Here is a 25998-nt window from a genome sequence, read left to right on the forward strand (position 1 = left end):
CCGCTTCGGCACGCGCCTTTACGGATCGCGCGGCAGTCCCAGCAGACGTTCGGCGATGATGTTGAGCTGCACCTCGGTCGTGCCGCCATAGATCGTGGTGGCCCTGCTGCCCAGCAGGTATTCCCCCCAGCGGCCAGGCTCCTGCTCCGAATCCCCGATGGCGCCGTCGGTGCCGAACGACGACACCGCGAACTCCGCGTAGCCCTGGCCGGTCTTCATCGACAGCAGTTTGGAGATCGCCGCGGCCGGCATCGGGTCGGCGCCGGCGAGCGTGAGCAACGTCGAGCGCATGTTGAGCACCTTGGCGGCATGTCCTTCCGCGATCAGCCTGCCCGCATGGTTCTGCTCGATCTGATCGAACTGCCCCTCCTGGAGGAACGTGATGAAGTCGGCCAAACTGGCCAAGAACGGCGGCTCGCTGCTGCCGATCGAAACCCGTTCGTTCGTGAGCGTGTTCCGGCTGACCTCCCAGCCGCGGTTCACCTCGCCGAGCACGAGGTCGTCGGGCACGAACACGTCGTCGATGAACACGGTGTTGAACATCGCGTTGCCGGTCAGCTCGCGCAGCGGCTTGACCTCGACGCCCTCGCTGGCCATGTCGAGCAGAAAGTATGTGATGCCGTTGTGTTTCGGTGCGTTCGGATCGGTGCGCGCCAGCAGCGCGCCCCATTGTGAGTACTGCGCGCCGGTGGTCCAGATCTTCTGGCCGGTGATCCGCCAACCGCCGTCGACCTTGGTGGCCTTGGTCGTCAGGCTGGCCAGGTCCGAGCCCGCACCGGGCTCGGAAAACAGCTGACACCAGATCATTTCGCCGCGGAACGTCGGCGGCAGGAAACGCTGTTGCTGTTCGTCCGTGCCGAACGCGACGATGGAGGGGATGATCCACGCCGCGATGCCCATCTGCGGGCGTTTGACCCGGCCGGTGTCGAATTCCTGGGCGATGATGATCTGCTCGACGGGGCCGGCCGCGCGTCCCCACGGTTTGGGCAGATGCGGTTGAACCCAGCCGCCCTCCGCGATCGCGACTTTGCGCTCTTCGCGTGGAATGGCTTTCAGCGCAGCCACTTCCGCGCGGATCTCGTCACGCAGCTTCTCGGTCTCCGGATCGAGGTCGATGTTGAGCTTGCGCATCCCCGTGCTGGTCGCGACGTCGACGACCTGCTGCGGGTAGTCGGCGTGTCTGCCGAAACCGGCCGCCAGCACCAGCGCACGCCGGTAATAGACGTTGGTGTCGTGCTCCCAGGTGAAGCCGATGCCGCCGTGCACCTGAATGCAGTCCTGAGCGCAGTGCTGGGCGGCCTCGGGTGCCAGTGTGGCGGCCACGGCCGCGGCGAACTCGAAAGCGGCGTCGGCAGAGCCGGTTTCGTGATCTTGTCCGCTCGTCACGTGCGCGGTGAACTCGTCGATGGCGCGGGCCGCATCCCACACCGCGGCGGTAGCCCTCTCGGTGTCGGCGATCATCGAAGCGCACTTGTGCTTGATGGCCTGGAACTGGCCGATGGGCCTGCCGAACTGCTCGCGGATTTTGGCGTACGCCGCGGCAGTGTCTGTGGCCCACCGCGCCACGCCGATGCACTCTGCGGACAGCAGGGTCGAGATCAGCGCGCGAGCCAGCGGCCGGCTCAGGTTGCTCAGCACCCGGTCGTCGCCCACCTCGACGGCGTTCGCGCGCACATGCGCCACCGGCCGCAGCGGATCGAGGCTCTTGACCGGTTCGATCTCCAACTGATCGGCGTCCAGGATCACCCACTCTTCGCCGCTCTCGATGGCGACCGGTAGCACGAGCAGCGACGCCTGCGCGGCGGCGGGCACCGCGCGCACCTCTCCGCGGATGACCAGTCCCGCGGCATCGTCTTCGCCGTGTCGGGTGGCGGTCAGGCTCGAGTCGATGGCGTAGGCCGCGATCGTCGTGCCGGAGGCCAGGTCGGCCAGCTGCGGGGCGTTGGGGTCGTGTGCGGCGATCAGCGCGCTGGCGATGGCCGACGGCACGAAGGGCCCCGGCACCGCACCGTAGCCGAACTCGGCGATGACGATGGCCAGCTCGAGCACGCCGAACCCTTGTCCGCCAACGTCTTCGGAAAGGTGAACACCCTGCAGACCTTGCTCGGCCGCGCCCTTCCAGTAGGGCGGCGGATTCGGGACCGGTGTCTCCAGCGCGTCGTGCAGCACCTCGGAGGGCGCCACCCGAGCGACGAAAGACCGCACCGAGTCGGCCAGGTCGTTGTGCTCAGGACTGATTGCGATGGGCATACCTGCACCTCACTGTGACGGACTGTCCCTATTAACCGGTCGGTTGGGAGACACGATACCGTTCACGACGTTGACCAGTTCACGGCCGTCCCACAGCCGGCGGCAGTTGTCCAGCCCGTGCTCCAGATACCTCCGCATCGTGTCGGCGGTGTACCACGTGACGTGTGGGGTGAGCACCACGTTGTCGAGCCGGAGCAGCGGGTTGTCGGCTGCGACGGGCTCGGTCGCGAAGACGTCGAGTCCCGCAGCCGCCAACCTCCCAGAGCGCAGTGCGGCCACGAGGGCGGGCTCGTCGACGATGGGGCCGCGGCTGGTGTTGACCAGCACCGCGCCGGGCCGCATTCGGCTCAGCGCCGTGGCATCGATCATGCCCGCCGTCGCGTCGGTCAGCGGAAGATGTAGCGAGACGATGTCGCTGGCGGCCAGCAGGTCGGGCAGCGCACGCCAGCCGGGATGGCCGTCGTCGCGCGTACTGGTGTGCAAAACCTCGGCATCCATCGCCCGCACAATGCGCTCGACCCTCGTGGCGACGTTGCCGAAGCCGACCAAACCCACCGTGCAGCCACCGATGTCTCGCACCGTCTCGCCCAGGCTCGGGTCGGATGGCCAGCCCCGGCCCTGGCGGGTGGCCTCGTCGAGTTCGGTCAGCCGGCGCAGGGCGGCCAGCATCAGCAGCACTGTGCCTTCGGCGACCGACGGGGCATTGGCTCCCGGCATGTTGGCGACCGCGATACCACGGGCGGTCGCGGTCGTCACGTCGATGGTGTTGACCCCGGCGCCCATCTTGTGCACCAGCAGGCAACGACGTGCTTCGGCGAGGTCGTCACCGGATAGCGGCCGCAGCACATGCCAGATCACGTCGGCCTCGGGGAGCTCGCGGTAGAAGGTGGTGTCGTCGTCTTCCGCGCAGTAGCGAATATCGAGCCAATCAGACTGCGGTGCAACGAAATCGATGGCCTTCGAACCGGGAGCGAAATGCGCGAGGACCCTCAGCGGTGAGCCCCCGCGAGACGGGTCGGCGGCTAACGCCACCGCTTCGCGATCCACTTGGCGATGGTATCGGCCTGTTCGCTTCGCGCGCCGGGGGTGGTGAAGTAGTGGTCGGTGTCGATCGAGCACCGTGTTTTGTCCGTGCTGGCCAGCGCGTCGAAGATGTGCCGGGCGTCGGACGGGAACACGCCGGTGTCCGCTTCGGCGTTGATCACCAGCGCCGGGCAGGTGATCCGCTTGAGGTGCGGCTCGGCGCGGGTTTGGGCATATCGCAGGCTCCACATGCCGATCCAATTACGCAAAGTGCAGGCCGCAGCGATACCGCGGGCAGATCTGTTGGCCTGCACCGGTACTCCGGCATAGCACATGTTTGCGGGGCGCTTCGTCGGTTCCAGGGCGGGATCGACCATGCGCGGGTCCGCCCATGTCCGCAGCACCGTGAAGGGGCGGTCGGAGAAACCGGCCGCCCGCACATGCTCGAGTTCGGCCTCGGCCCAGTCCGTGATCGCGTGGTTTCGTGCGACCTGCGCGGCCCGGTACCGCTCGACGAACTCAACCGAGAACGGCGGACCGTTGCGCTCGTCGAACAAATCGAGCTCCGGATCGCTTGTCACCGCGTCTAACTCGTCGACAACCGCCGCGTCCATCCAGGCGGTGAGCACATCGGGGCGGCCGGGATGCGCTGCGGTCGAGACGTAGCCGTCGGCGGCCGGCAGGTCGATCAGCCCCGCAGCTGGACGCATCCCCGGAAGCGGAGTCACATGCGGGTCGACGGCTTGCGCCTGGTACGCGGCCATCAGCGAACCGCCGCCGGAATTACCCAGTAGGACAATGGTTTCCACACCCTGTACCTCGCGAAGCCACCGTACTCCGACGCCGATGTCGACGAGCGCATGGTCGAGCAGGAAGCTGCTCTCGAACCCGCGATAGCGGGTGTTCCAGCCCAGGAAGCCGATACCGCGGGTGGCCATGTAGTCGGCGAGATAGTGCTCGGAGAAGTCGATCTGGTAATGGGTGGCGATCATCGCAACCTTCGGTTTGCGACCGACCCCGCGGTGATAGATCCCCTGGCACGGATGTCCGCCCGCGCCGGCCCGCCGGGCCGTGGGGGAATCGAGGCCGACGAACTCGCGGGAGACTCCCGGTGTTGCGGTGGTCGACGGTGTTCTGGTCATTCGAGCCGTGCCCTGTCGGGCCAAAAATCAAGGGCTACAGGCTGTTCGACGATCTTGATGATCGGCCTGGTCTGCAGCGGGACGATCGTCATAGCGGTGCCGGTCCGTTCGTCATTGCTCGTGATCGTCCCTGATGCTAAATTCGATTTGCGTTTCTGGCCAGAGATTCGCGCTAGGAGGCGCCCGGTGATCAGGCCCGACAATCCCAACACCGAGTTCGAGCTCGGCGGCATCAACCACGTTGCGCTGGTGTGCTCGGATATGGCGAAAACCGTCGACTTCTACACCAACGTCCTCGGTATGCCGTTGATCAAGTCGCTCGATCTGCCGGGAGGCATGGGGCAGCACTTCTTTTTCGACGCCGGTAATGGCGACTGCGTCGCGTTCTTCTGGTTCGCCGACGCGCCGGACCGGGTTCCCGGCGTCTCCTCGCCCGAGGCCATTCCGGGAATCGGGGACATCGTCAGCGCCGTCAGCACGATGAACCATCTGGCGTTTCACGTGCCGGCCGAGAAGTTCGACGAGTATCGACAGCGCCTCAAGGCCAAGGGCGTGCGCGTCGGCCCGGTGCTCAATCACGACGACAGCGAGGCCCAGGTTTCGCCGACGGTGCACCCCGGTGTTTACGTCAGGTCGTTCTATTTCCTCGACCCGGACGGCATCACTCTTGAATTCGCGTGCTGGACGAAGGAATTCGGCGAGAGCGACGCGAAGGCAACACCGAGGACGGCCGCGGACCGCCGTCCGAGGGTGACCGCCTGAGCGGGGTCAGGCTTCGTTCGTCGGCAGTCCGGAGACCGCGTTGATGTTCGCCGCGAGCCGATCGACGAGTTGGTCGGCGTCGAGATCGAGGTGGCCCGCCAGCCAGGCGCTGATCGTCTGGCCCACTCCTCCGACCGCGAAATGTGCCGTCGCTTCGTCGAGTTGGTTGTCGCGTGCGACGGCCGCGCCGGCGTGCTGCAACAACAACTGTGCGAACAGGGCCGTGGACTCCGCGCGTTTGCGCAGTATCACCGTATTCGACACCTGAACGCTGAACACCAGGCGACCAACGCGAGGATCTACGGCGATGGTGTGCACGATGTTCGCCATGGCCGCACGGGGCTGCTCGCGGGGCGGCGCGGCGGCGACCGCGGCCTGGGTCGTCGCCGCGATATCGGCGATCACCCAGTCGTAGACCTGGGCGGCGAAGTCGTCCTTGTCGTGGAACGTCTCGTAGAAGTAGCGGACACCCAGGCCGGCCGTTGCGCAGATCGCCCGCACGGTCAACTCGGCGAGATCGTCCGCATCGGCGCCGAGCAACTGGAGTCCGGCGTCGAGCAGCCGCAGCCGGCGCTGCGCGAGGCGTTGAGCCGCGTCGACGCCGCGGTAGGGGCGGACCTGTGCCATGACCGTCATCTTGACACCCGGCACCGGGCGCGGGCAATATCAGGAAACACGTGTTCTCACATTTGCGATAGGGGTCCGCCGATGGTTTCCCAGCCGATCGACCACGTCGGAAGACCGGTCAACGACGCGCCATTACCCGGGCACAAGCTGCGTCGCAACGTCGCACCCGAGGACGCGATGCTCGGGATCGGCCTGCTGTCGGGAGCGGCCAACGTGATCATGGAACTCTCGCGGCCGGGAGTCGGATACGGCGTCAAGGACAGCCGCGTCGAGAGCGGCCGCGCGGACCGCCACCCCATCAAGCGGGCGCGGACGACGTTCACCTACCTCGCCGTCGCGCTCGCCGGCACCGACGAGCAGAAGGCCACGTACCGGCGTGCGGTCAACCGGTCGCACGCCGAGGTGTACTCGTTGCCGGATAGTCCGGTCGAGTACAACGCGTTCGACAAGAACCTGCAGTTGTGGGTGGCGGCCTGCCTGTACAAGGGCTTTGTCGACGTGTACCGGATCTTCGTCGGTGAGATGGACGACGAATCCGCCGACCGCCACTACCGCGACGGCGCGGCGCTGGGCACCACGCTGCAGGTTCCCGCGGAGATGTGGCCCGCCGACCGCAAGGCCTTCGACGAGTACTGGCAGCAGTCGCTCGACAAGGTCCACATCGACGCCGCGGTCCGTGAATACCTGTGGCCCATCGCGGCGGGCCGTATCGGCAACCTCAAGGCTCCCGGTTGGCTGCAGAAGCGCACCGACGCGATCAACCTCTTCATCACGACCGGCTTTCTGCCCCAGCGGTTCCGTGACGAGATGGGGTTGCCGTGGGACGCGGTCAAACAACGACGGTTCAACCGGGTTATGGGCGTGGTGGGCCGCATCAACAACGCGATGCCGCGGTTCGTCCGGCAGTTCCCGTTCAACGTGCTGCTCAAAGATCTCGACTGGCGGGTGCGCACCGGTCGCCCGCTGGTGTAGTCAGTTCGCGGTGCCGAGCCGCTGAGCGGACCCCGAACGTCTGTACAAGTTAGCTTAGTCAATGCTAACTTCTGCCGGTAAAGTTAGCCTGCCATAACTACGGGGAGATCACGGCGCGTGCCGCTACAGACCGATTTTGCTGCGACTTCGCGCGTCGACCACGATGTAGTGAGTCGGTTCGCGACGTGTTGCCGGGCCCTCGGGTTGTCGGTGCACGACCGTCGCCGTCCGCCGGACGCGGCCGCTGCCCGCTCCGGTTTCGCCGAACTCACCCGAATCGCCCGCGAACAGTGCGATGCATGGACGGGCTTGGCCGCGGCGGGGGACACCAGCGCCAGGGTGCTCGAGGCCATCTGGCAGACCGTCGCCACAGCGGGGGTGCTGCAGCGCCACGTGCAACTCACCGAAGGCGACCTGGCCTTCAGCTACGACAGCGGGCTCTACCTCAAGTTCTCGGCGTCGACACCCGACGACTTCCAGCTGGCCTACGCCGTCACGCTCTGCGATGCCGGCGACTACGCCGGCGCGGACGAACTCGTCGAGCCGCTGGTCACGCGGCGCCCCAGCTGGCTGGACGCCAGGTGGGTGCGGATCGCGATGTACTACCGCGCCGAGCGCTGGTCGGACGTGGTCCGGCTGATCACTCCGATCGTCAACGACACGCGTCTGGACGAGACGTACGCACATGCGGCGCGCGTCGCGCTCGGCACGTCGCTCGCCCGCCTCGGCATGTACGCGCCCGCGCTGTCGTACCTCGAAGACGCTTCGGGGCCAGTCGATGTCGCGACGGTGGACGGCACGCTGGTCAAGGCGCTGTGCCTACGCGCGCAGGGTGAGGAGCTCGACGCGGCCGACGTGCTCGCCGAGCTTTACGCCGCCAACCCGGAGAACGAACAGGTCGAGATCGCGCTGACGGACACCTCGTACGGCATCGTGCCGACCACCGCGGCGCGCATCGAGGGCCGCTCCGATCCGTGGGATCCCGCCACCGAACCGAGCGAGTCCGAGTTCGTCGACCCCGGCGCAAAGGAGCGCAAGGCGCACCTGCTGATCGAGGCCGAGGCCGAACTCGCCGAGTTCATCGGGCTCGAAGAGGTCAAGTATCAGGTCGCGCGGCTGAAGAGTTCGGTGGCGATGGCGATCCGCCGCCAGGAGCGCGGCCTGACCGTGGCGCAGCGCACCAACCACCTGGTGTTCGCGGGTCCGCCCGGTACCGGTAAGACGACGATCGCGCGCGTCGTCGCCAAGATCTATTGCGGTCTGGGCATTCTGAAGAAGGAGACGGTCCGCGAGGTCCACCGGGCCGACCTGATCGGCCAGCACATCGGCGAGACCGAGGCCAAGACCAACGCGATCATCGACAGCGCGCTCGACGGTGTGTTGTTCCTCGACGAGGCTTACGCGCTGGTGTCGACCGGTGCGAAGAATGATTTCGGGTTGGTCGCGATCGACACGCTGCTGGCGCGCATGGAGAACGACCGCGAGCGACTAGTCGTCATCGTCGCCGGGTACCGCAAGGATCTCGACGCGTTCCTCGACACCAACGAGGGGTTGCGGTCCCGCTTCACCCGCAGCATCGAATTCCCTTCGTACACACCGCACGAACTGGTCGAGATCGCAGTCCGGATGGCCGAGAAGCGCGACAGCGTCTTCGAACCGGCGGCGCTCGCCCACATGGAATCCTTGTTCGGTCAGTTGGCAGCGGCGACGACGCCGGACGTCACCGGTGTGGAGAGGCGCAATCTCGACATCGCCGGCAACGGACGTTTCGTGCGCAACTTGGTCGAGCGTTCCGAGGAGGAGCGCGAGTACCGACTCGATCACTCCGATAGTGAAGACTTCACCGATGACGAACTGATGACCATTACCGATGAAGACGTCACCAAATCCGCCATTCCGCTGCTGCGTGGCCTCGGGCTGACGGTGCCGCAATGAGCACTCCGGACAATTCGGATCGCCGGGCGTTCGCCTCGCGCACGCCGGCCAACGAGAATCCCGACCGGGTCGTGTACCGTCGCGGATTCGTCACCCGGCATCAGGTCACCGGATGGCGATTCATCATGCGGCGCATCGCATCCGGTGTCGCGCTGCACGACACCCGCATGCTCGTCGATCCGCTCCGCACCCAGACCCGCTCGGTGCTCGTCGGGGCGCTGGTGCTGATCACCGTCATGGCAGGGTGTTTCGTGTTCTCGCTGATACGGCCCGGTGGCGTCGCGGGCAACGACGCGATACTGGCCGACCGCACCACCTCCGCGCTCTACGTCCGCCTCGGTGAGCAGCTGCATCCGGTGCTGAACCTGACGTCCGCGCGCCTGATCGCGGGCCGGCCGGACAACCCGTCGCAGGTCAAGACCAGCGAGATCGACCAGTTCCCCCGCGGCAATCTGATCGGCATCCCGGGCGCACCCGAACGCATGGTGCAGAACACCACCCGCGACGCCGAGTGGACGGTGTGCGACGGGGTTTCGGGACCGGCCGCCGGTGTCACGATGATCGCCGGTCCGCTGATCGACGGGGGCGAGCGCGCGGCGCAGCTGCCCGGTGACAAGGCCATCCTGGTTTCCAACCCGAGCGGTCCCAACGCAGGCACCTGGCTGTTGTGGAACGGGCGCCGCAGTGCGATCGACATGAACGACCGCGCGGTCACCAGTGCACTCGGTCTGGGTACCTCGGGTGCCGAGGCTCGCCCCATCGCCCCGGGCTTGTTCAACGCGGTGCCCGAAGCTCCCGCGTTGTTCCCGCCCGTCATCCCGGGCGCCGGGGAACCGCCGCGATACCCGCTGCCGGCGCCTGCGCCGGTCGGCGCGGTGGTCACGGCCTTCGCCACCGACAACACACTGCGTCACTATGCGGTGCTCAGCGAAGGGCTGCAACCGATTTCACCGGTCATCGCCGCGATCATGCGTAACGCGAACTCCTACGGACTCGACCAGCCGCCGCGGCTGGGCGTCGACGACATCGCCCGTCTGCCCGTCGCGGACATCATCGACACGGAATCCTATCCCGCCGAACCGGTTTCGCTCGTCGACGCCGTGGACGCGCCGTTGACGTGTGCCCAGTGGAAGCGACCGGCCGATGCCACGAGCGCGACTCTTCACCTGCGTTCCGGTGTCACGTTGCCGGTTTCGGATCGCCTGCGCCCCGTGCAGCTGGTCGGAGCGGGCTCGGGAACCACCGCGAACAACGTTGTGCTGAGCCCTGGGCGCGGCTACCTGGTCCAGACGGTCGGGCAGGACGGTGGAGGTGCGTCGACCTCACCCGTCGGCGGCGCATCCTTCTGGGTGAGCGATGTCGGGGTCCGCTACGGCCTCGACACCGACGGTGACGAGAATGCCATCTCAGCATTGGGTCTCACCCCGCCCGCCCTGCCAATCCCATGGTCGATGTTGAGCCAATTCGCGCCCGGTCCGACGCTGTCGCGCGGTGACGCGTTGCTGGCCCATGACGCCCTGCCCGCCGACCCCCGCCCCGCCATCGTGAGGGAGACGCCGTAATGAGTCGGCTCATTTTCGAGGCGCGTCGCCGCATCCCGGTGCCGTCGACGCGCAAGGGCACCATCACGATCGAACCGCCGCCGGAGCTGCCGCGCGTGATTCCGCCGTCACTGCTGCGGCGGGTGCTGCCGTTCCTGATCGTCATCCTGATCGTCGGCATGATCGTGGCGCTGGTGGCCACCGGAATGCGGCTGATCTCCCCGACGACGTTGTTCTTCCCGTTCGTCTTGCTGCTGGCCGCGACCGCTCTTTACCGCGGCACCGACAACAAGATGCGCACCGAGGAGGTCGACGCCGAGCGGGCCGACTATCTGCGCTATCTGTCGGTGGTCCGGGACAACGTACGCGCGCATGCCGCCGAGCAGCGTGCGGCGTTGGAGTGGTCGCATCCGGATCCGGGGCTGCTCATCGACGTGCCAGGCACTCGCAGGCAGTGGGAGCGCGATCCGCACGATCCCGACTTCCTGGTGGTGCGCACGGGCCTGCACGACGCTCCGCTGAACGCCTCGCTGCGGGTGAAGGACAGCGCCGACGAGGTAGACCTGGAACCGGTGTCGCACAGCGCGTTACGCGCCCTACTCGACGTGCAGCGGACAGTGCGGGCCGTGCCGACCGGTATCGATCTCGGCAAGGTTTCGCGGATCACAGTGCTCGGCGAACCCGACGAGGTGAGGGCGGCGCTCCGCGCCTGGATCACGCAGGCCGTCACCTGGCACGACCCCGCCGTGCTCGGTGTCGCACTGCTGGCCCCCGACATCGAGAGCGACGACTGGTCATGGCTCAAGTGGCTGCCGCACAACGACATTCCGGGGGCGGTCGACGGGGCCGGCCCCGCCCGCTACCTGGCGGGCGACGTCGGTGAACTGCGCTCGCAGCTCGCCCCCGCGCTCGACGACCGGTCACCGTTCGGTGAAGACGACGACGCCGAGGTCAAGCACCTGCTGATCGTGGTCGATGATCCTGACGTGGACACCACCGCGCTGGTCCCGCGCGGCGGGTTGGCCGGTGTGACGCTGGTGCAGCGCGTCGCCGAGCCCCCGCACCGCGAGCAGTATCCCGATCCGGAGCGACCGATCCTGCAGTTGAGCGGCGGAAAGTTGCAGCGCTGGCAGTCCGGAGGATGGCAGCCCTACGTCGACGCCGCCGACCGGTTGGACGTCGCGACGGCGCGGCACATCGCCCGCCGGCTGTCGAAGTGGGATTCGAACCCGAGCCACGCGCGTACCGGGAGCACCGGGGTCGCCACCTTCTCCACGCTGCTCGGCATTCCGGACGCCGCGGCTCTGGACGTGGCGAGCCTGTGGGCGCCGCGGGCGCGCGCCGACGAACTGCGGGTGCCGATCGGCGTCACCGCCACCGGAGAGCCGCTGATCTTCGACCTCAAGGACGAAGCCGAAGGCGGCATGGGTCCGCACGGGCTGATGATCGGCATGACCGGCTCGGGCAAGTCGCAGACATTGATGTCGATCCTGTTGTCCCTGTTGACGACTCACTCCGCCGACCGGTTGATCGTGATCTACGCCGACTTCAAGGGTGAGGCCGGAGCCGACATCTTCCGGGACTTCCCGCAGGTGGTCGCGGTCATCTCCAACATGGCCGAAAAGCGTTCGCTGGCCGACCGGTTCGCCGATACGCTGCGCGGCGAGGTGGCACGACGCGAGCAACTGCTGATGGAGGCCGGCCGCCGGGTGCAGGGCAGCGCGTTTAACTCGGTGCTCGAGTACGAGGCTTACCGTTCCTCGTCGAACGCGGCGGCCTACGACCTTCCGCCGCTACCGACGCTGCTCGTCGTCGCCGACGAGTTCTCGCTGATGCTTGCCGATCATCCCGAGTACGCCGACCTTTTCGACTACGTTGCGCGCAAGGGCCGTTCGTTCCGCATCCACATCTTGTTCGCGTCGCAGACGCTGGATATCGGCCGGATCAAGGACATCGACAAGAACACCTCCTACCGCATCGGGCTCAAGGTGGCCAGCCCGGCCATCAGCCGCCAGATCATCGGCGTGGAGGACGCGTTCCACATCGAGGCCGGACCCGAGCACAAGGGCGAGGGATTTTTGGTACCCGCGCCGGGCGCGATGCCGGTCAAGTTCCGCAGCACCTACGTCGACGGTATCTACGATCCTCCGCGTGCGGAGAGATCCGTTGTGGTGCAGTCCGTCCCGGTGCCACAGCCGTTCACCGCGGGCTACGTCGAACCGCCTGCCGATACGGTCGTCGTCGCCGACCCCGCCGCTCACGAGGAGCGCCCGCCGCGCAAGCTCGTCGCGACCATCGGCGACCAGCTTGCCCACTACGGTCCGAAGGCGCCGCCGCTGTGGCTGCCCCCGCTGGACGACCCGATCCCGCTGGACGACCTGCTGGCCCGCGCCGACGTGGCCGAGCGCGAATGGCGTTGGCCGCTCGGCGAGATCGACCGTCCGTTCGCTATGCGGCGCGATCCGTTGATTTTCGACGCCAGGTCCGCCGGGGCCAATCTGCTGATCCACGGTGGGCCTAAGTCGGGCAAGACCACGGCGCTGCAGACGTTCATTCTGTCCGCGGCGGCTCTGCACTCGCCGCGCGATGTGACGTTCTACTGCCTGGATTACGGCGGTGGTCAGCTGCGGCCGCTTGAAGACCTGGCCCATGTCGGCAGCGTCGCCTCACCGCTGGAACCCGAACGCATCCGGCGCACCTTCGGTGAGCTCGAGCAGTTGCTTCGTGCCCGCCAGGCGCGGGGGCACTCGGGTAACGGCCAGCGGGACGAGTACGGCGAGACTTTCCTGGTCATCGACAACCTCTACGCGTTCAGCCGGGACAACACCGACACCTTCAACACCCGCAACCCGTTGCTGTCGAAGGTCACCGAGCTGGTGAACACCGGTATGTCCTACGGCATCCATGTCGTCATCACGACACCGAACTGGCTCGAGGTTCCGTTGGCCATGCGCGACGGTCTGGGCCAGCGCCTCGAACTGAAGCTGTCGGATCCGCGCGACAGCAATGTGCGGGTCACCGGTGCGCTGCGCCGGCCCGCCGAAGCGGTGCCGGCCGACCAGCCCGGTCGCGGCCTGACCATGGCCGCCGAGCACTTCCTGTTCGCCGAGCCGGCGCTACGCGACATCAGCGTGATAAACGCCCGCCATCTTGGTGTCACCGCGCCGCCGGTGCGGTTGTTGCCGAACGATCTCGCGCCCGGCGCCGTCGCCCCGCTGTATCCGGCGCCGGAGCGGGTGGTCATCGGCCAGCGCGAGGAGGACCTCGCGTCCGTGGCGATGGCGTTCGACCAGAACCCGTTGTTGATGGTGTTCGGCGACGCCAAGTCGGGCAAGACGACGCTGCTGCGTCACGTGATTCGCACCATCCGGGAGAACTCCACCCCGGACCGCGTCGCGTTCACGGTGATCGATCGGCGTCTGCATCTGGTCGACGAGCCGCTTTTCCCGGACAACGAGTACACCCCGAACATCGACCGGATCACCCCGGCGATGCTCGGGCTGACCGCCCTGCTCGAGAAGCGCCGCCCGCCTGCCGGCCTGTCTCCGCAGGAGCTGAGCAGGTGGAACTACCGGCCGGGCGAAGACGGCCACAGCCACTACCTGATCATCGACGACGTCGACCAGATCCCGGACGCGCCCGCGGCCAGTGGGCCGTTCGTCGGCCAGCGGCCGTGGACCGGCATCATCGGATTGCTCTCGCAGGCAAGCGAGTTAGGCCTGCGCGTCATGGTGACCGCACGGGCGACCGGTTCGGCGCACGCCCTGATGACCGCGCCCCTGCTGCGCCGGCTCAACGAACTGCAAGCGGTGATCCTCATGCTTTCGGGCAACCCGCAGGACAGCGGCAAGATTCGGGGGCACCGGTTCCGCCGTCTGCCTGCGGGCCGGGCCATGCTGCTCGACGATGGAGATGCCCCCACGTTCCTGCAACTCGTCAATCCGTTCACAGACGCGGTGGCAGGCCGCACTGGCAACAACAGCAACAGTGGAAGGGAGTTCAACTGATGACTCTTCGCGTCGTTCCCGAAGGACTTGCCGCGGCGGCTTCCGCGGTCGAAGCGTTGACGGCCCGGCTGGCGGCGGCGCACGCCGCCGTCGCACCGGCAGTAACCGCCGTGATACCGCCGGCCGCCGATGCGGTGTCGATCCAGACGGCTATCAGCTTGAGTGCTCATGGCGCACAACACAATTCAATCGCTGCTCTTGGCGTCGAAGAGTTGGGTCGCGCCGGGGTAGGCGTCGGTCAGTCCGGTACGAGCTATGCCACGGGTGACGCTGCCGCCGCGGCGAGTTATCTGGTTGCCGGTAGCTGACCGTGACGGCTCCCATCTGGATGGCGCTTCCGCCGGAGGTGCACTCGGCCATGCTGAGCAGCGGACCCGGTCCGGGTTCACTGTTGGCGGCGGCGGGGGCGTGGCAATCGCTGGCAGCCGAGTACTCCGCTGCTGCAGCCGAATTGACCGCCGTGCTGGGATCGGTGCAGGGCGGCGCCTGGGAGGGGCCGAGCGCAGCCCAGTATGCGGCTGCGCATACGCCGTACCTTGCATGGCTGGCTCAGGCCAGCGCGAACAGCGCGGCCGCCGCGGCGCAGCACGGTACCGCCGCGGCCGCGTACACCACGGCTCTGGCGACCATGCCGACGCTGGCCGAGTTGGCGCTCAACAAATCCACCCACGCGGTGTTGATCGCCACGAATTTCCTGGGTATCAACACGATTCCTATCGCGTTGAACGAAGCCGACTACGTGCGGATGTGGATTCAGGCGGCGACCACGATGAGCACCTATCAGGCGGTGTCGGGTGCCGCCGTGGCGGCGACGCCGATCACGCCGCCCGCCCCCTTCGTGTTGAAGCCTGGCGTGGGTGAGGCGGGCTCTGCCGCCGCCGATGTGCAACAGGCCGCGGCGCTGGCCACCGCCGCCGACTCAGGTGGCGCACGAAACATCGCCGACTCGATCGCGGACCTGTTGCGCGACATCATGAGGTTCTTCGAGGACTTCTTCGAAGGGATCTTGAACCTTGCGCGCCAGTTCTTCGGCAGCATCCTGGATTCCCTCAGCAACTTCCTGAACAACTTCCTCGGGTGGCTCTTCAACCCGTCGTCGGGACTGGTGCTGTTGTTCGTTCTCTACCAGGCGATCACGCAGCCGCTCGGATGGACGACGTGGTCGTTGCTTTTGAGCTCCCCGATTTGGCTGCCGTTGTTGATCGGGCTCATCGTCCAGTCGCAGACGCCGCAGCCCGTTCCGGTCGCCGCACCCGAGCCCACGCCTGCCCCCGCGCCCGCCCCTCTGCGGCCTGTCGCCGAGCCGCGCGCGGAATCGCTTCCGCCGATCGCGACCGTGGCGCCGACGGTGCCGGCGGCTCCGGCCGCTCCCGCGGCGTCGGTTGCTGCGGGCGCAGCGCCCGCTGGCGCTGTCCCAGCACCCGCTGCTGCTGCGGTGGTCCCGTACGCGGTCGCCGGGCCGGACCCCGAAGACGGTGTCTCCCCGACGTTCCGCGAGGGCACGGGTGTGAAGGCGCCCGCATCGGACATCGCTGCGTCGGCCGCTGCCGCTGCCGCCGCATCGTCGTTGGCCAAGCGAAAGGCCCGCCGCAGGCGGCCGCAACCGGTCCATCAACGCCAGTACGCCGATGCCTATATGGACTACGAGCCCGACGAGCCGGAAGACGTGGCTCCACCCCGCGAAACGGTACGGCGTCCGCATGTCGCCGCATCGGAAAAGGGTGCAGGCGAAGTAGGTTTCACCGGTGCAGCGAGCAAGCCGGAAGCCGAACAGGCCAGCGGGTTGACCGAACTCGCCGGTGACTCCTTCGGCGGCGGACCCACCGAGCCCATGCTGCCCAGCGACTGGGATCACAAGGGGGGAGAAAACGACTGAACCGAGTTGACCGAAATCCATTCCACCGAACCACAATCCGAAAGGAACATCCATGAGCCTCCTGGACGCTCACATCCCCCAAATCGTGTCATCCGAGGCTGCGTTCTCGGCGAAGGCCGCGCTGATGCGCAGCACCATGGCACAGGCCGAGCAGGCCGCGCAGTCGGCACAGGCATTCCACATGGGCGAATCCTCGGCCGCCTTCCAGGCCGCGCACGCACGCTTCCTCGAAGTCTCCGCGAAAATCAACGCGCTGCTCGACATCGCACAGGTCAACCTAGGCGACGCGGCGGGCACCTACGTCGCCCAGGATGCCGCGGCGGCCAGCACCTACACCGGTATCTGAACTTCGAACTGACCTAGACCCAGAGGGAGAACCTGATGTCTCAGATCATGTACAACTACCCGGCGATGCTGGCCCACGCGGGCGAGATGGCCGGCTATGCGGGCGCACTGCATGCCGTTGGCGCCGACATCGCCAGTGAGCAAGCGGCTTTGGCCGGGGCTTGGCAGGGCGACACCGGAACGACCTACCAGGCGTGGCAGGCGCAGTGGAACCTGGCCCTCGAGGAACTCGTACGCGCATACCGCGCGATGGCCGCCACCCACGAGCAGAACACCATGACGATGAGCGCCCGGGACCAGGCCGAAGGCGCCAAATGGGGTGGCTGACCGACGGTGGCAGCTAATGCAGTCGAGCTGACAGCGGAGCAGGCCTGGTTCGTCGCCGATGCATCGGGGGCGGGAAATTACCCCTGGGTGCTGGCCATCACCCCGCCCTACGGCGACCACGCCGAGCGGGCGGCCTTCGAGGCCAGGGTGTCGGCCGAACTGGTCGAGATGGGCGTGATGACGGTGGCCGGTGTCGTCGAACCCCGTGTCCGGCGATGGGTCACGACGACATGCCGACCCAGGCGATGGCTCGAACTCCGGTTCGTGCGGGGGGCTGGCAACATGCTGCGCGGGCACGTCGCGCGCTGCGACGACCACACTGTCGTCGCGCTGCGTGGCGGCGGCCTCGTCACGCTCACCGCGTTGGAGGTCGACCACCCGCAGGCATTGGTTCCCATCCTGACCGCCGGTCTGTCGGGGCGCCGGCCGGCCGAGTTCGACGAGTTCGCCATTCCCGCGCGCATCGGGGCGCGCGCGGACGAACAGCTGCGCAACGGCGCGACGCTGGACGACGTCACCGAGTTCCTCGGCATCCCGCCGAGCGCACGCGCAGTCGTCGAGGCGGCCTACGGGACGAACCGCAGCTATGTGGAGATCGTGGCCGGCGACCACCGGGACGGCCATCGCGTCAGCAGCGATGTCGGCGTCAGCGTCGTCGACACCCGGGAGGGCAGGGTGCTCGTCTCCCCGACGAGGGCGTTCGACGGCGAATGGGTCTCGACATTCACGCCCGGCACGCCGATGGCCATCGCCACCGCGGTCGAGCGGCTTACCGCAACGCTGCCCGACGGGGCGTGGTTCCCCGACCTGAAACTGACCCGAGACTTCGACTCCGACCAGAGAACGGAACACCAATGGCAGACAGTTTGAGCGGCGCGACAGCGTCTTTGGCGGACCCGGTCGCGTCCCGGGCGATGCCGATCGCTCGCGTGGCGGTGCTCGCCGCTGGCGAGGCGGGCGGTCGCGTCACCGACATGGCGTTGCCTACCGAACTCCCCCTGCGGGAGATCCTGCCCGCCGTGCGGCGGATGGCGATGCCCGCCGACGAGGAGTACGGCGACGCAACGCCAGTTGTGTTGTCGCTCGCCCCGGTCGGAGGTGCGCCGTTCAGTCTCGATGCCACGTTGAACACCGTCGGTGTCGTCGACGGGGATCTTCTGGCGCTGCAACCGCTTCCGGCGGGGCCGGCGGCGCCGCGGATAGTCGAGGACATCGGTGACGCAGCAGTCATCTTCTCGGCTGCCCGCGAGAAGCCGTGGGGTGCGGCGCATATCGCGCGCGGCGCAGCGGCGGCGGTGATCGCGCTCATTGTGATTGTCACTGCTTTTGCCGTCGTGCACAACGAAATCATCGGCGGCTTCGCCGGTCTCGCCGTGGCCAGCGGCGCCGCGGCGCTCACGGTGCTGGCCGCGCTGCTCACATGGGGCCGCTCGCCGCGGCTCGGCACGGCATTGGCCGTGGTGGCTCTTGTGCCCATCGCTGTGGCTCTCGCGCTCGGAGTGCCCGGCAACTTCGGGCCGTCACACGTGCTGCTCGCCGCCGCGGGCGTGACCGCCTGGTCGATCGTCAGCATCGTCGTCGCCCAACGGGCCATCGCGGTGTTCACGGCCGCCACCGCCGTAGGCGGCGGTGCACTGCTCACCGCGGGTGCCGCGACAATCTGGCATCTGAACCACATCGTCGTCGGATCCGTGCTTGTGGTGCTCGCGCTGGTGGTCACGGTCCAGGCGGCGCAGTTGTCGGCATTGTGGGCGCGGCTGCCGATGCCGGTCATTCCGGCTCCCGGCGACCCGACCCCGGCGCCGCACCCGATGAAGGTGCTGGCCGATCTGCCGCGCCGGGTTCGGATTAGCGATTCGCACCAGACCGGCTTCATCGCGGGCGGCGTGCTGCTGTCCACCGCAGGAGCGTTGACACTGGCTGCGCCACAGGGTGTTTCGCCGTGGGTGTGGTACGTCGTGGCCGCGGTGGCGCTCGGGTCGGTGCTGCGGGCCCGCGTGTGGGATTCCGCTCCGTGCAAGGCGTGGTTGCTGAGCCAGCCGTTCCTGCTTGCGGTCTGCTTGCTGGTCGTGTTCAGCGTCGACGACCGCATCACCGCGGCGTGGTGGGCGCTCGTGGCGCTCGCCGGTTTGACGGTGGTGTGGGTGATCGTCGCGGCGTTCCCGCGGGTCGCCTCGCCGGACACCTACTCGCTGCCCATGCGTCGCCTGGTCGGGTTCCTGGCGTCCGGCATCGACGCGTCGCTGATCCCGGTGCTGGCCTATCTCGTCGGGCTGTTCGCCTGGGTGCTTGACCGATGAGGCGTCGGTGATCCGCGACCGGTTGCGTGCTGTGGTCGCGGCCGCGGCGGCGGTGACCGTCGTAGGTGTGAGTTCTCCGCTCGCACAGGCGATGACACCACCTCAGCTGGATCCGGCGGTGCCACCTCCGTCGGGTGCGGCCGGGCCCGTCCAGGCCCAGTCGCAACGCGGACCGTGTGTCAGCGCGGGTGTGTTGCCCGGTACCGACCCGGGCGCGCCCAGTGCCAACCAGAAGCTGCTCAACGTCGAGGGCGCGTGGGAGTACAGCCGCGGGGACGGACAGGTCGTGGCGGTCATCGACACCGGCGTCAGGCCCGGGCCCCGACTGCCGAACGTGGACGCCGGCGGAGATTTCGTCGAGTCGACCGATGGACTGAGCGATTGCGACGGCCACGGAACGCTGGTGGCCGGGCTGATCGCGGGCCAGCCGGGGGCCGATGGGTTCTCCGGGGTGGCGCCCGGTGCGCGCGTGCTCGCGATCCGGTCGACGTCGTCGCGGTTCTCCCCGCGCGAGACCGGTGGGAATCCGGCGACGGCACGCGTCGCGCTCGACGTGGCGACCCTGGCCCGTGCGGTTGTCCGTGCGGCGGACCTGGGCGCGAGGGTCATCAACATCTCCGCCGTCACCTGTCTGCCCGCCACTGAGGACGTCGACCAGAGGGAACTCGGTGCGGCCCTGCGGTACGCCGCCGTGGACAAGGACGCGGTGATCGTCGCTGCCGCAGGCAACAACAAGGCGGGGTTGAACCCGGGGTCGGCATGCCCGTCGAACCCGTTGTCGGATCCCAGCCGCCCGGAGGACCCTCGCAACTGGGCCGGGGCGACGTCGGTGTCGATACCGTCGTCCTGGCAGCCCTACGTGCTTTCGGTCGGTTCGCTCGACATCGCCGGGCAGCCATCGGATTTCACGATGGCGGGGCCATGGGTGGGGATAGCCGCACCCGGGCAGGACATCGTCTCGGTGGGCAACGGCGACGACGGCGGCCTCGCCAACGGGCTGCTCGACGACCGGGGCCAACTGTATCCGCTCAACGGCTCGAGTTTCGCGGCGGCTTACGTGTCCGGCGTCGCGGCCTTGGTGCGCAGTCGGTTTCCCGATCTGACCGCCGAACAGGTCAGGGATCGGCTCACGGCCGGCGCGCAGGGGGCGGCGCGAGCGCCGTCGAACCTGACCGGCGCCGGACTCGTCGATCCCGTCGCCGCCCTGACATGGGACATGACGGCGGCCGTCGCCCCTCACGGGGACCCCGAACCCCAGACCGTCGCCGCACCGCCGCGGCCCGCCGCGCCCGACGATACGCCGAAGGTGGTCGCCTTCGCGGGAACGGGTGTGCTGGCGCTGATCGCCGCCGTCACGGCCGCGGTTGCGGTGCATCGGCGAAGGAACCCAGACAACGAAGCGGAGGCATCGTGACCGTTCGAATTGCGTTGGCGTCGTTGGCCGTCGTCCTGGCGGCGATGGCGTACCCGTGGGAGACGACCACGGATTGGTGGATCTTCGGGATCGCGGTCGCCGTGGTGGTCGTGGTGTTCGCGTGGTGGCGGGGCCAGTTCGTGACGAACATGCTCGGCCGGCGGTTGGCGGTGTTTCGGCGCAACCACTCGAAGCCGACGGCGCAGGATCCGAAGCGGGCCACCGTGGTGTTGCGGGTCGACGACCCGTCGGGTTGCGGTGTGCCGCTGCCCTTGGTGACCGGCTATGTCGAGCGGTTCGGCGTCCGCAGCGAGGTTCGCGTGACCAACCGTGATCTGGACGGTGTTCGTACCACGTGGATCAGCTTGACCCTCGATGCCACGACGAATCTCACTGCCCTGCAGGCCCGTTCGCCGGAACTGCCGCTGCGCGAAACCGCCGAGATCGCGGGCCGGCGACTCGCCGATCACCTGCGGGAGGCGGGCCTCGACGCGGTACCCGTCAATGACACCGACGCGCCGTTGATCGGAAAGGGCCGCGAGAAGTGGCGCGGTGTCCACGACGAAGGCGGATTCGTGTCGGCCTACGGGATTCCGGTCGACGAGCGGCTGGGTGAGCGCCTCGACGAGGTGTGGTCGCAGTCGTCGGAGACGTGGACCGCCATCGAGTTCAGTGGTTGGGTGGCGCACCCGACTGTCGCGGCGGCGTGCGCGTTCCGGACGTCGGAGGCGGTGCGCGCGGCGCCGGTGTCCGGTCTGAGACCGCATCGTGGCGTTCAGCGGCCGTTGCTGACGGCGTTGGATCCCAAGGCGGTTGGTCGACTGAACGTCGTGGGTAGGCCTGTCGCCGTCGATCTGCTGGCGCGGATCGACTGGCCGGCGGGACATCAGACCGAGCTCAGTCGAACATGAAATCCCGCATGAAGCGGGTCATCCTGCGCAGGTAGTCCGGCTGGCTGACGTGCAGGATGTGGTTGCCGGGGAACCAGTGGAACGCGCAGCGGTCCCAGTGCTCCCAGAGCATCTCAGCCTGTTCCGGGGGCGCCAACCGGTCACCGAGACCCGTGATGATCAATCGCCGGTTCTTCGGCACCAGCGGTGCGTAGTTCAGCGGCGAGGAGAACAGGGTGGCGGCGCCCATCAGTTCGGCGTCGGTGCCCGTCAGCAGGTTCCGCAGCCCGACCACCTTGTTCGCGGGAAACCATTCGTCCACCGTCCGGTCGGGCGCCACCACAGGAACGTTGGGGATCACGGCCTGGATCCGGTTGTCGATGGCTGCGATCAGCGCTGAGGTGTATCCCCCGAGCGACATCCCGGTCAGCGCGATGCGATCGACGCCGGTGAACTCCAGATAGTCGACGACCGAGCGGAAATCGTGCACCGCCTGTGCCATCGCCTCGGCGAAGCCCGAGAATCCGTTGGCGAAGAACCCGTAGCCGCTGAAAGGCGAACCCTTTTCAGCACGGGGACCGTGAAAGGGCATGGTGTACAAGAGGACGTCGTAACCCGACCGGAAGAACCACGGCAGTGAGAAGAACAGGCCGTTGAACAGATACGGCGAACCCATGAACCCGTGGATCAGGCACAGCGTCGGATGCGGCCCGTCATCGTGTCGCCAGTGCTGGGCGTGTACGACGTTGTTGCGTTCGAATCCGCGGCACTGTTCGCGCAAGGCGGGGTTGATCGCTTCGAAACCGCTGTCGAAACGGATGTTCTGGACCTGCCCCTTCGCGATCCACTCGGCCAGCGGGTTCGCTGCTCGCGACGCCACCCGGGGTGGCGAAGTGGGCGCCGGAAACGACTGCACGGGATCCTTCGCCGAGGCCAATTCGGCGTAGAACTGCAGCTGTTCGCGTTCAGCGCGTGACTGTGACCGGCGTAAGCCGCCGGCCAGGGCCGGCAACATCGTCGTCGCGAGAAGCGACGCGATCGCGGTGCGCAGCGCGAGATCGGCCACGGCCGAGGAGTCGACGATGAACCGCTGGCGCAGCGTGAGGTCGGCGCGCCGGGGCAGTCCGCCGCTGGCGTCTGCGCCGGGAATGTCGGGAACGGGAATAGGCGGATCGACCGGGTCGGCGTCCGATGGGCTCACGTCGGCATCGTAACTCGATCCGGCGGTGTCAAACTGTCAGGATGTGGAACCCCGACGCCTATTTGAAGTTCGCCGACGAGCGTGGGCGCCCTTATCTCGAGTTGTTGTCGCGGGTCGGCGCCGACGCGCCGCGACGGGTCGCCGATCTGGGTTGCGGGCCGGGCAATCTGACCGCCGCGTTGGCGCAGCGTTGGCCGCAGGCGTTCATAGAGGCGTTGGACAGCTCTCCAGAAATGGTGCAGGCCGCCCGGAAACGGGGAATCGACGCGACGGTCGGTGACGTCCGGGACTGGGTGCCGAAACCCGACACCGACGTGGCGATCAGCAACGCCGTTCTGCATTGGATACCCGACCATGCGCAGATACTGGTGAGGTGGGTCGCGCAGTTGCCGGCGCGGTCGTGGATCGCGATGCAGGTACCGGGCAACTTCGAGGCGCCGTCACATCGCCTGGTACGAGACCTCACACGGCGAGAACGATGGTTGAAACCGCTGCAGGACTCCGCGCTTCGGGAGTCACCGGTGAAGGAGCCGATCGAGTACGCAGACCTGCTCGCCGATGCCGGTTGCACGGTCGACGCATGGGAGACGACTTATGTGCACGTGTTGACCGGTGAGAAGCCGGTGCTGGACTGGATCACGGAAACCGCACTTAGGCCGGTACGCAGTAGGCTCACCGAGGCCGAGTGGGACGAGTTCCGCACAGAGTTGCACCCGCTGCTGGCCTCGGCGTATCCGAAGCGGGAGGACGGTGTGACGCTCTTCCCGTTCCGACGTATTTTCGTGGTGGCTCAGGTGGACTGAACGCTGAAGGCCCGGGGGTCATGTGGGAAGTCCTTCTTTTTCGGCGTCCGCGCGGTACCGGTCGACCCAGTCGTCCGAGCGCTGATCGGCCTGCCGTTCGAGGACCGGTTCCGGGGCAAGGTGTCGGTCCTGTCCGAGCGCCTCGAGGATGTCACCGACGATATGAGAAAGGTTGCGCCACAACACTGGATACGGCACTTCCATCGGCGCGACGCCTTCCTCGGCGAACCAGTTGCGCCACGCTTCCTCCTGGGCCCGCAACATCGTCACGACGTGGGCGATCGCGCCCGCGTGGTATTCGGCGCGGGCATCGCGGGTTGGGTCGGGCCGGCCACGCCATACCCGGGTCTGCACGGCCCTCCAGAACGAGACCGCCTGGGACACAACGTCAGGGCGGAAGACATGGATGAGGAACGGGTCGCTACCGATGACGTCGCGGATGGCCGACAACAGGCCGGTGCCGGAGCGGCCGGGCAGCCCGCTGGCCCGCTCAAGCAGCAGCTGCGTCTGATTCCACATCAGCTTGCCGCCCCAGATCCCATTGGGGGTACGGCCGACGGTGCGGATGTAATCGCGCCAAATCTCCGGCGGGGCGAGGTCGGGCTTGCCCTCGTCGAGCGGGTCGAGCAGACGCAGGATCGACTCGTCGGTCACACCCTCGAACCACTGCCTGGGTTGTGGCGACTGGCTGGTGCTCGGCAGGTATTGAAAGAACTCGCCGGGTTCCCCGGCGACACCCGTCGCGCGCAAGGACTCCACGAGAAGCGTGCTGCCGCTGCGCTGAGAGGCCAGGACGAGATAGGCCGTCGGGGCTGACATGCGAGCAGCTTACTCACACGGTAATAGTTCGGCACCACATGATATTTCGATCATGGTGAGCGAAATCATCGGTCAACTGTGGTCGTCTGTGACGCCGCGTTCGGCCGCGATCGCGGAGCGGCTCGGTAATGGGCCCCGAATACGCAGATACGTTTCGGTGTACCGCTCCGATATCCGGGTCCCCGCGAACTCCGACGGGATCACGTCGTTGGTCTTGACGCGCCATTCGTTGAGGAGCAGCGCGAGATCGTCGGCGATGGATTCTGCCTCCGAACCACCCTGGGCCAGAAGGTTGTTCGACTCGTTGGGATCGGCGCGCAGGTCGTAGAGCTCTCGCTGCGGTCGCTGCGCCCGCGAGAGGGGCGCGACGAGGCGGCCGGGCGCACTGTCGGCGATGTCCCACGGCAGTTCCAACAAAGGGCGCGACGCGTAGTTCTCGATGTAGCTGTATGCCTTGGTGCGGACCGCGCGGATCGGGTCGAAGGAGTCGTGGTAGGTCTTCGTCGTGTACACCTCGGTGCGTACCGGCTTGTCCGGGGCGGCCAGCAGGCCGACCTTGTGGGAGAGCCCCTCCACGTCGGCTGGTACCTCGACACCGAGGAGTTCGAGCAGCGTGGGAAGCAGGTCCACACCGCTGAACAACTCGTCGTAGACCTTCGGTGCGATGTTCGCGCCGCGCGGTGGCCGCAAGATCATCGCGATGCCCGTGCCCGCGTCGTACAACGTCGATTTGGCGCGGGGAAGTGCGGGGCCGTGGTCGGTCGTGAACACTACCCATGTGGTGCGGTCGAGACCGGTCGCCGAAAGGGTGTCGAGCAGACGGCCGACCGCCGCATCGGCCACCGCGATCGATCCGTAGAACTCGGCGAGGTCCTGCCGGACCTCCGCGGTGTCGGGCAGGAATTCGGGGACGGCGACACCTGCGGCATCGGCCGGTTCGTACCTGTCGCGCGGATACGGGCGATGTGTCTCGAAGAATCCCGCCGTCAACAGGAATGGCTTCTCGGGCGGATCGCTGAGCCACCGCGTCGCCTGTTCGACGACGTATTCACAGTATGAATTCGAGACGTCGAACTCGTCGAAACCGAGCTTCGCCGGATACGAGGTTTCGTGTTGCATTCCGAACAAGGCGGTATACCAACCAGATTCGGACATGATCTGTGGCAGCGTCCGAACACCCGCGCGATACTCCCAGCCATGGTGGGCGAGGCCGACGAGACCATTGCTATGGGGGTAGCGACCGGTGAACAACGACCCTCGTGATGGGGAGCAGAGCGGCGCAGTCGCGTGCGCGCGGGTGAACAGAATGCTTTCGGCAGCGAATTCATCGAGACGCGGACTCGACACGTCGCGGTGATCGTACGCGCCGAGATAGCGGCCGAGGTCGTGCCAGTGAACGATCAGCACGTTGTCTCGGCGCGGGTCTGTCACTGTACGTCCTTTCGTCGTCGGCACCCCTACTTCAACGTGCCGGCGCCGATCGGGCAAGCCTTCGCCTCGGCCGGCGCGTTATTCACAAGCGTCTGGCCCCGTCGGGTTATCCCCAAGTTGGGATTCATCCTCAGATGGGTTGTCACGGCTGTGTGTCGACGTCCCGGTTCGATATGGTCGATCACATGTTCGATGAGCTGGCGGCGGCGGCGAGCAGCGCCCGAGGTGCGGATGCGGTCGGGACGTGGGCGCGGGTGGAAAACGACTGCACGAAGCCCTCGGCTACGTCCCACCCGCCGAATACGAGGCCGCCCTCACCGGCACATCACACCC

21 protein-coding genes are annotated in these 25998 nt (G+C 67.4%); 14 read left to right on the forward strand and 7 right to left on the reverse strand.

The window, feature by feature from the left end:
- Positions 1-18 precede the first annotated feature (18 nt).
- Genes AU193_RS04790 through AU193_RS04800 form a run of 3 tightly spaced genes read right to left on the reverse strand, consistent with a single transcriptional unit; the run spans position 19 to position 4415 of the window.
- A complete protein-coding gene (locus AU193_RS04790; RefSeq protein ID WP_064421205.1) occupies positions 19-2250 on the reverse strand; it encodes an acyl-CoA dehydrogenase in 2232 nt (743 codons plus the stop codon).
- Between the two features lie 9 nt (positions 2251-2259).
- The gene (locus tag AU193_RS04795; protein WP_253867620.1) at positions 2260-3297 is read right to left on the reverse strand and encodes a 2-hydroxyacid dehydrogenase; all 1038 of its coding nucleotides are present in this window, start codon (positions 3295-3297) and stop codon (positions 2260-2262) included.
- Entirely contained in the window at positions 3273-4415 is a 1143-nt protein-coding gene (locus AU193_RS04800; protein ID WP_064421206.1) for a hypothetical protein, read from the reverse strand. Before AU193_RS04800 ends, AU193_RS04795 begins: the two co-directional genes overlap by 25 nt.
- Before the next feature lie 186 nt (positions 4416-4601).
- On the opposite strand from AU193_RS04800, the gene AU193_RS04805 reads away from it, so the two are divergent.
- Positions 4602-5177, forward strand: a complete 576-nt coding sequence (locus AU193_RS04805) for a VOC family protein (RefSeq protein ID WP_064421239.1) — start codon at positions 4602-4604, stop codon at positions 5175-5177.
- Between the two features lie 6 nt (positions 5178-5183).
- On the opposite strand, the gene AU193_RS04810 is transcribed toward AU193_RS04805, so the two are convergent.
- On the reverse strand, positions 5184-5804 hold the full coding sequence (locus tag AU193_RS04810; protein ID WP_064421240.1) for a TetR/AcrR family transcriptional regulator: 621 nt from the start codon (positions 5802-5804) through the stop codon (positions 5184-5186).
- Positions 5805-5885: 81 nt separating this feature from the next.
- Here AU193_RS04810 and AU193_RS04815 point away from each other — a divergent pair, with 81 nt between their 5' ends.
- From AU193_RS04815 to eccE, 12 genes are all read left to right on the forward strand, one after another.
- Positions 5886-6776: an oxygenase MpaB family protein gene (locus AU193_RS04815; RefSeq protein ID WP_064421207.1), complete on the forward strand. Its 891-nt coding sequence runs from the start codon at positions 5886-5888 to the stop codon at positions 6774-6776.
- A 117-nt stretch (positions 6777-6893) separates the two neighbouring features.
- Positions 6894-8711, forward strand: a complete 1818-nt coding sequence (eccA, locus tag AU193_RS04820; RefSeq protein ID WP_064421208.1) for a type VII secretion AAA-ATPase EccA — start codon at positions 6894-6896, stop codon at positions 8709-8711.
- Positions 8708-10273, forward strand: coding sequence for a type VII secretion protein EccB (eccB, locus tag AU193_RS04825; RefSeq protein ID WP_064421209.1), 1566 nt, complete (start codon positions 8708-8710; stop codon positions 10271-10273). Before eccA ends, eccB begins: the two co-directional genes overlap by 4 nt.
- Positions 10273-14259, forward strand: a complete 3987-nt coding sequence (gene eccCa, locus AU193_RS04830; RefSeq protein ID WP_064421210.1) for a type VII secretion protein EccCa — start codon at positions 10273-10275, stop codon at positions 14257-14259. The genes eccB and eccCa overlap by 1 nt, the downstream gene beginning before the upstream one ends.
- Positions 14259-14567 carry a PE family protein gene (locus AU193_RS04835; RefSeq protein ID WP_064421211.1) on the forward strand — a complete coding sequence of 103 codons (309 nt, stop codon included), beginning with the start codon at positions 14259-14261 and terminating at the stop codon, positions 14565-14567. Before eccCa ends, AU193_RS04835 begins: the two co-directional genes overlap by 1 nt.
- A 2-nt stretch (positions 14568-14569) precedes the next feature.
- Positions 14570-16135: a PPE family protein gene (locus AU193_RS04840; protein WP_156425121.1), complete on the forward strand. Its 1566-nt coding sequence runs from the start codon at positions 14570-14572 to the stop codon at positions 16133-16135.
- 52 nt (positions 16136-16187) lie between these two features.
- Positions 16188-16481 carry a hypothetical protein gene (locus tag AU193_RS04845; protein ID WP_064421212.1) on the forward strand — a complete coding sequence of 98 codons (294 nt, stop codon included), beginning with the start codon at positions 16188-16190 and terminating at the stop codon, positions 16479-16481.
- Positions 16482-16516: 35 nt separating this feature from the next.
- Entirely contained in the window at positions 16517-16807 is a 291-nt protein-coding gene (locus AU193_RS04850) for a WXG100 family type VII secretion target (RefSeq protein WP_064421213.1), read from the forward strand.
- Positions 16808-16813: 6 nt separating this feature from the next.
- Complete coding sequence (locus AU193_RS04855; RefSeq protein ID WP_064421214.1) at positions 16814-17677, forward strand: ESX secretion-associated protein EspG; 864 nt, start codon at positions 16814-16816, stop codon at positions 17675-17677.
- The gene (gene eccD / locus AU193_RS04860) at positions 17662-19107 is read left to right on the forward strand and encodes a type VII secretion integral membrane protein EccD (RefSeq protein ID WP_253867622.1); all 1446 of its coding nucleotides are present in this window, start codon (positions 17662-17664) and stop codon (positions 19105-19107) included. The genes AU193_RS04855 and eccD overlap by 16 nt, the downstream gene beginning before the upstream one ends.
- Before the next feature lie 10 nt (positions 19108-19117).
- Positions 19118-20521: a type VII secretion-associated serine protease mycosin gene (mycP, locus tag AU193_RS04865; protein ID WP_064421242.1), complete on the forward strand. Its 1404-nt coding sequence runs from the start codon at positions 19118-19120 to the stop codon at positions 20519-20521.
- A complete protein-coding gene (eccE, locus tag AU193_RS04870) occupies positions 20518-21432 on the forward strand; it encodes a type VII secretion protein EccE (protein WP_064421216.1) in 915 nt (304 codons plus the stop codon). The genes mycP and eccE overlap by 4 nt, the downstream gene beginning before the upstream one ends.
- Here eccE and AU193_RS04875 read toward each other — a convergent pair.
- Positions 21419-22612, reverse strand: a complete 1194-nt coding sequence (locus AU193_RS04875; RefSeq protein WP_064421217.1) for a S9 family peptidase — start codon at positions 22610-22612, stop codon at positions 21419-21421. The two genes, eccE and AU193_RS04875, sit on opposite strands and share 14 nt — an antisense overlap.
- Before the next feature lie 41 nt (positions 22613-22653).
- On the opposite strand from AU193_RS04875, the gene AU193_RS04880 reads away from it, so the two are divergent.
- Positions 22654-23415, forward strand: coding sequence for a trans-aconitate 2-methyltransferase (locus AU193_RS04880; RefSeq protein ID WP_064421218.1), 762 nt, complete (start codon positions 22654-22656; stop codon positions 23413-23415).
- Between the two features lie 18 nt (positions 23416-23433).
- On the opposite strand, the gene AU193_RS04885 is transcribed toward AU193_RS04880, so the two are convergent.
- Both AU193_RS04885 and AU193_RS04890 read right to left on the reverse strand, forming a co-directional pair.
- A complete protein-coding gene (locus tag AU193_RS04885; protein ID WP_064421219.1) occupies positions 23434-24234 on the reverse strand; it encodes a Stf0 family sulfotransferase in 801 nt (266 codons plus the stop codon).
- Positions 24235-24306: 72 nt separating this feature from the next.
- A complete protein-coding gene (locus tag AU193_RS04890) occupies positions 24307-25665 on the reverse strand; it encodes a sulfatase (protein WP_064421220.1) in 1359 nt (452 codons plus the stop codon).
- Positions 25666-25998: the final 333 nt, after the last annotated feature.

This window comes from Mycobacterium sp. GA-1285 (genome assembly GCF_001499905.1).
In the GTDB taxonomy this organism is placed as follows: Bacteria; Actinomycetota; Actinomycetes; order Mycobacteriales; family Mycobacteriaceae; genus Mycobacterium.

Excerpts from the sequence above, each read along its gene's own strand:
- AU193_RS04810 (WP_064421240.1), bottom strand. The coding sequence starts at position 5,804 with ATGGCACAGGTCCGCCCCTACCGCGGCGTCGACGCGGCTCAACGCCTC.
- AU193_RS04800 (WP_064421206.1), bottom strand. The coding sequence starts at position 4,415 with ATGACCAGAACACCGTCGACCACCGCAACACCGGGAGTCTCCCGCGAG.
- AU193_RS04885 (WP_064421219.1), bottom strand. The coding sequence starts at position 24,234 with ATGTCAGCCCCGACGGCCTATCTCGTCCTGGCCTCTCAGCGCAGCGGC.
- eccD (WP_253867622.1), top strand. The coding sequence starts at position 17,662 with ATGGCAGACAGTTTGAGCGGCGCGACAGCGTCTTTGGCGGACCCGGTC.
- AU193_RS04845 (WP_064421212.1), top strand. The coding sequence starts at position 16,188 with ATGAGCCTCCTGGACGCTCACATCCCCCAAATCGTGTCATCCGAGGCT.
- AU193_RS04850 (WP_064421213.1), top strand. The coding sequence starts at position 16,517 with ATGTCTCAGATCATGTACAACTACCCGGCGATGCTGGCCCACGCGGGC.
- AU193_RS04790 (WP_064421205.1), bottom strand. The coding sequence starts at position 2,250 with ATGCCCATCGCAATCAGTCCTGAGCACAACGACCTGGCCGACTCGGTG.
- AU193_RS04835 (WP_064421211.1), top strand. The coding sequence starts at position 14,259 with ATGACTCTTCGCGTCGTTCCCGAAGGACTTGCCGCGGCGGCTTCCGCG.
- eccB (WP_064421209.1), top strand. The coding sequence starts at position 8,708 with ATGAGCACTCCGGACAATTCGGATCGCCGGGCGTTCGCCTCGCGCACG.
- eccCa (WP_064421210.1), top strand. The coding sequence starts at position 10,273 with ATGAGTCGGCTCATTTTCGAGGCGCGTCGCCGCATCCCGGTGCCGTCG.
- AU193_RS04880 (WP_064421218.1), top strand. The coding sequence starts at position 22,654 with ATGTGGAACCCCGACGCCTATTTGAAGTTCGCCGACGAGCGTGGGCGC.
- AU193_RS04815 (WP_064421207.1), top strand. The coding sequence starts at position 5,886 with ATGGTTTCCCAGCCGATCGACCACGTCGGAAGACCGGTCAACGACGCG.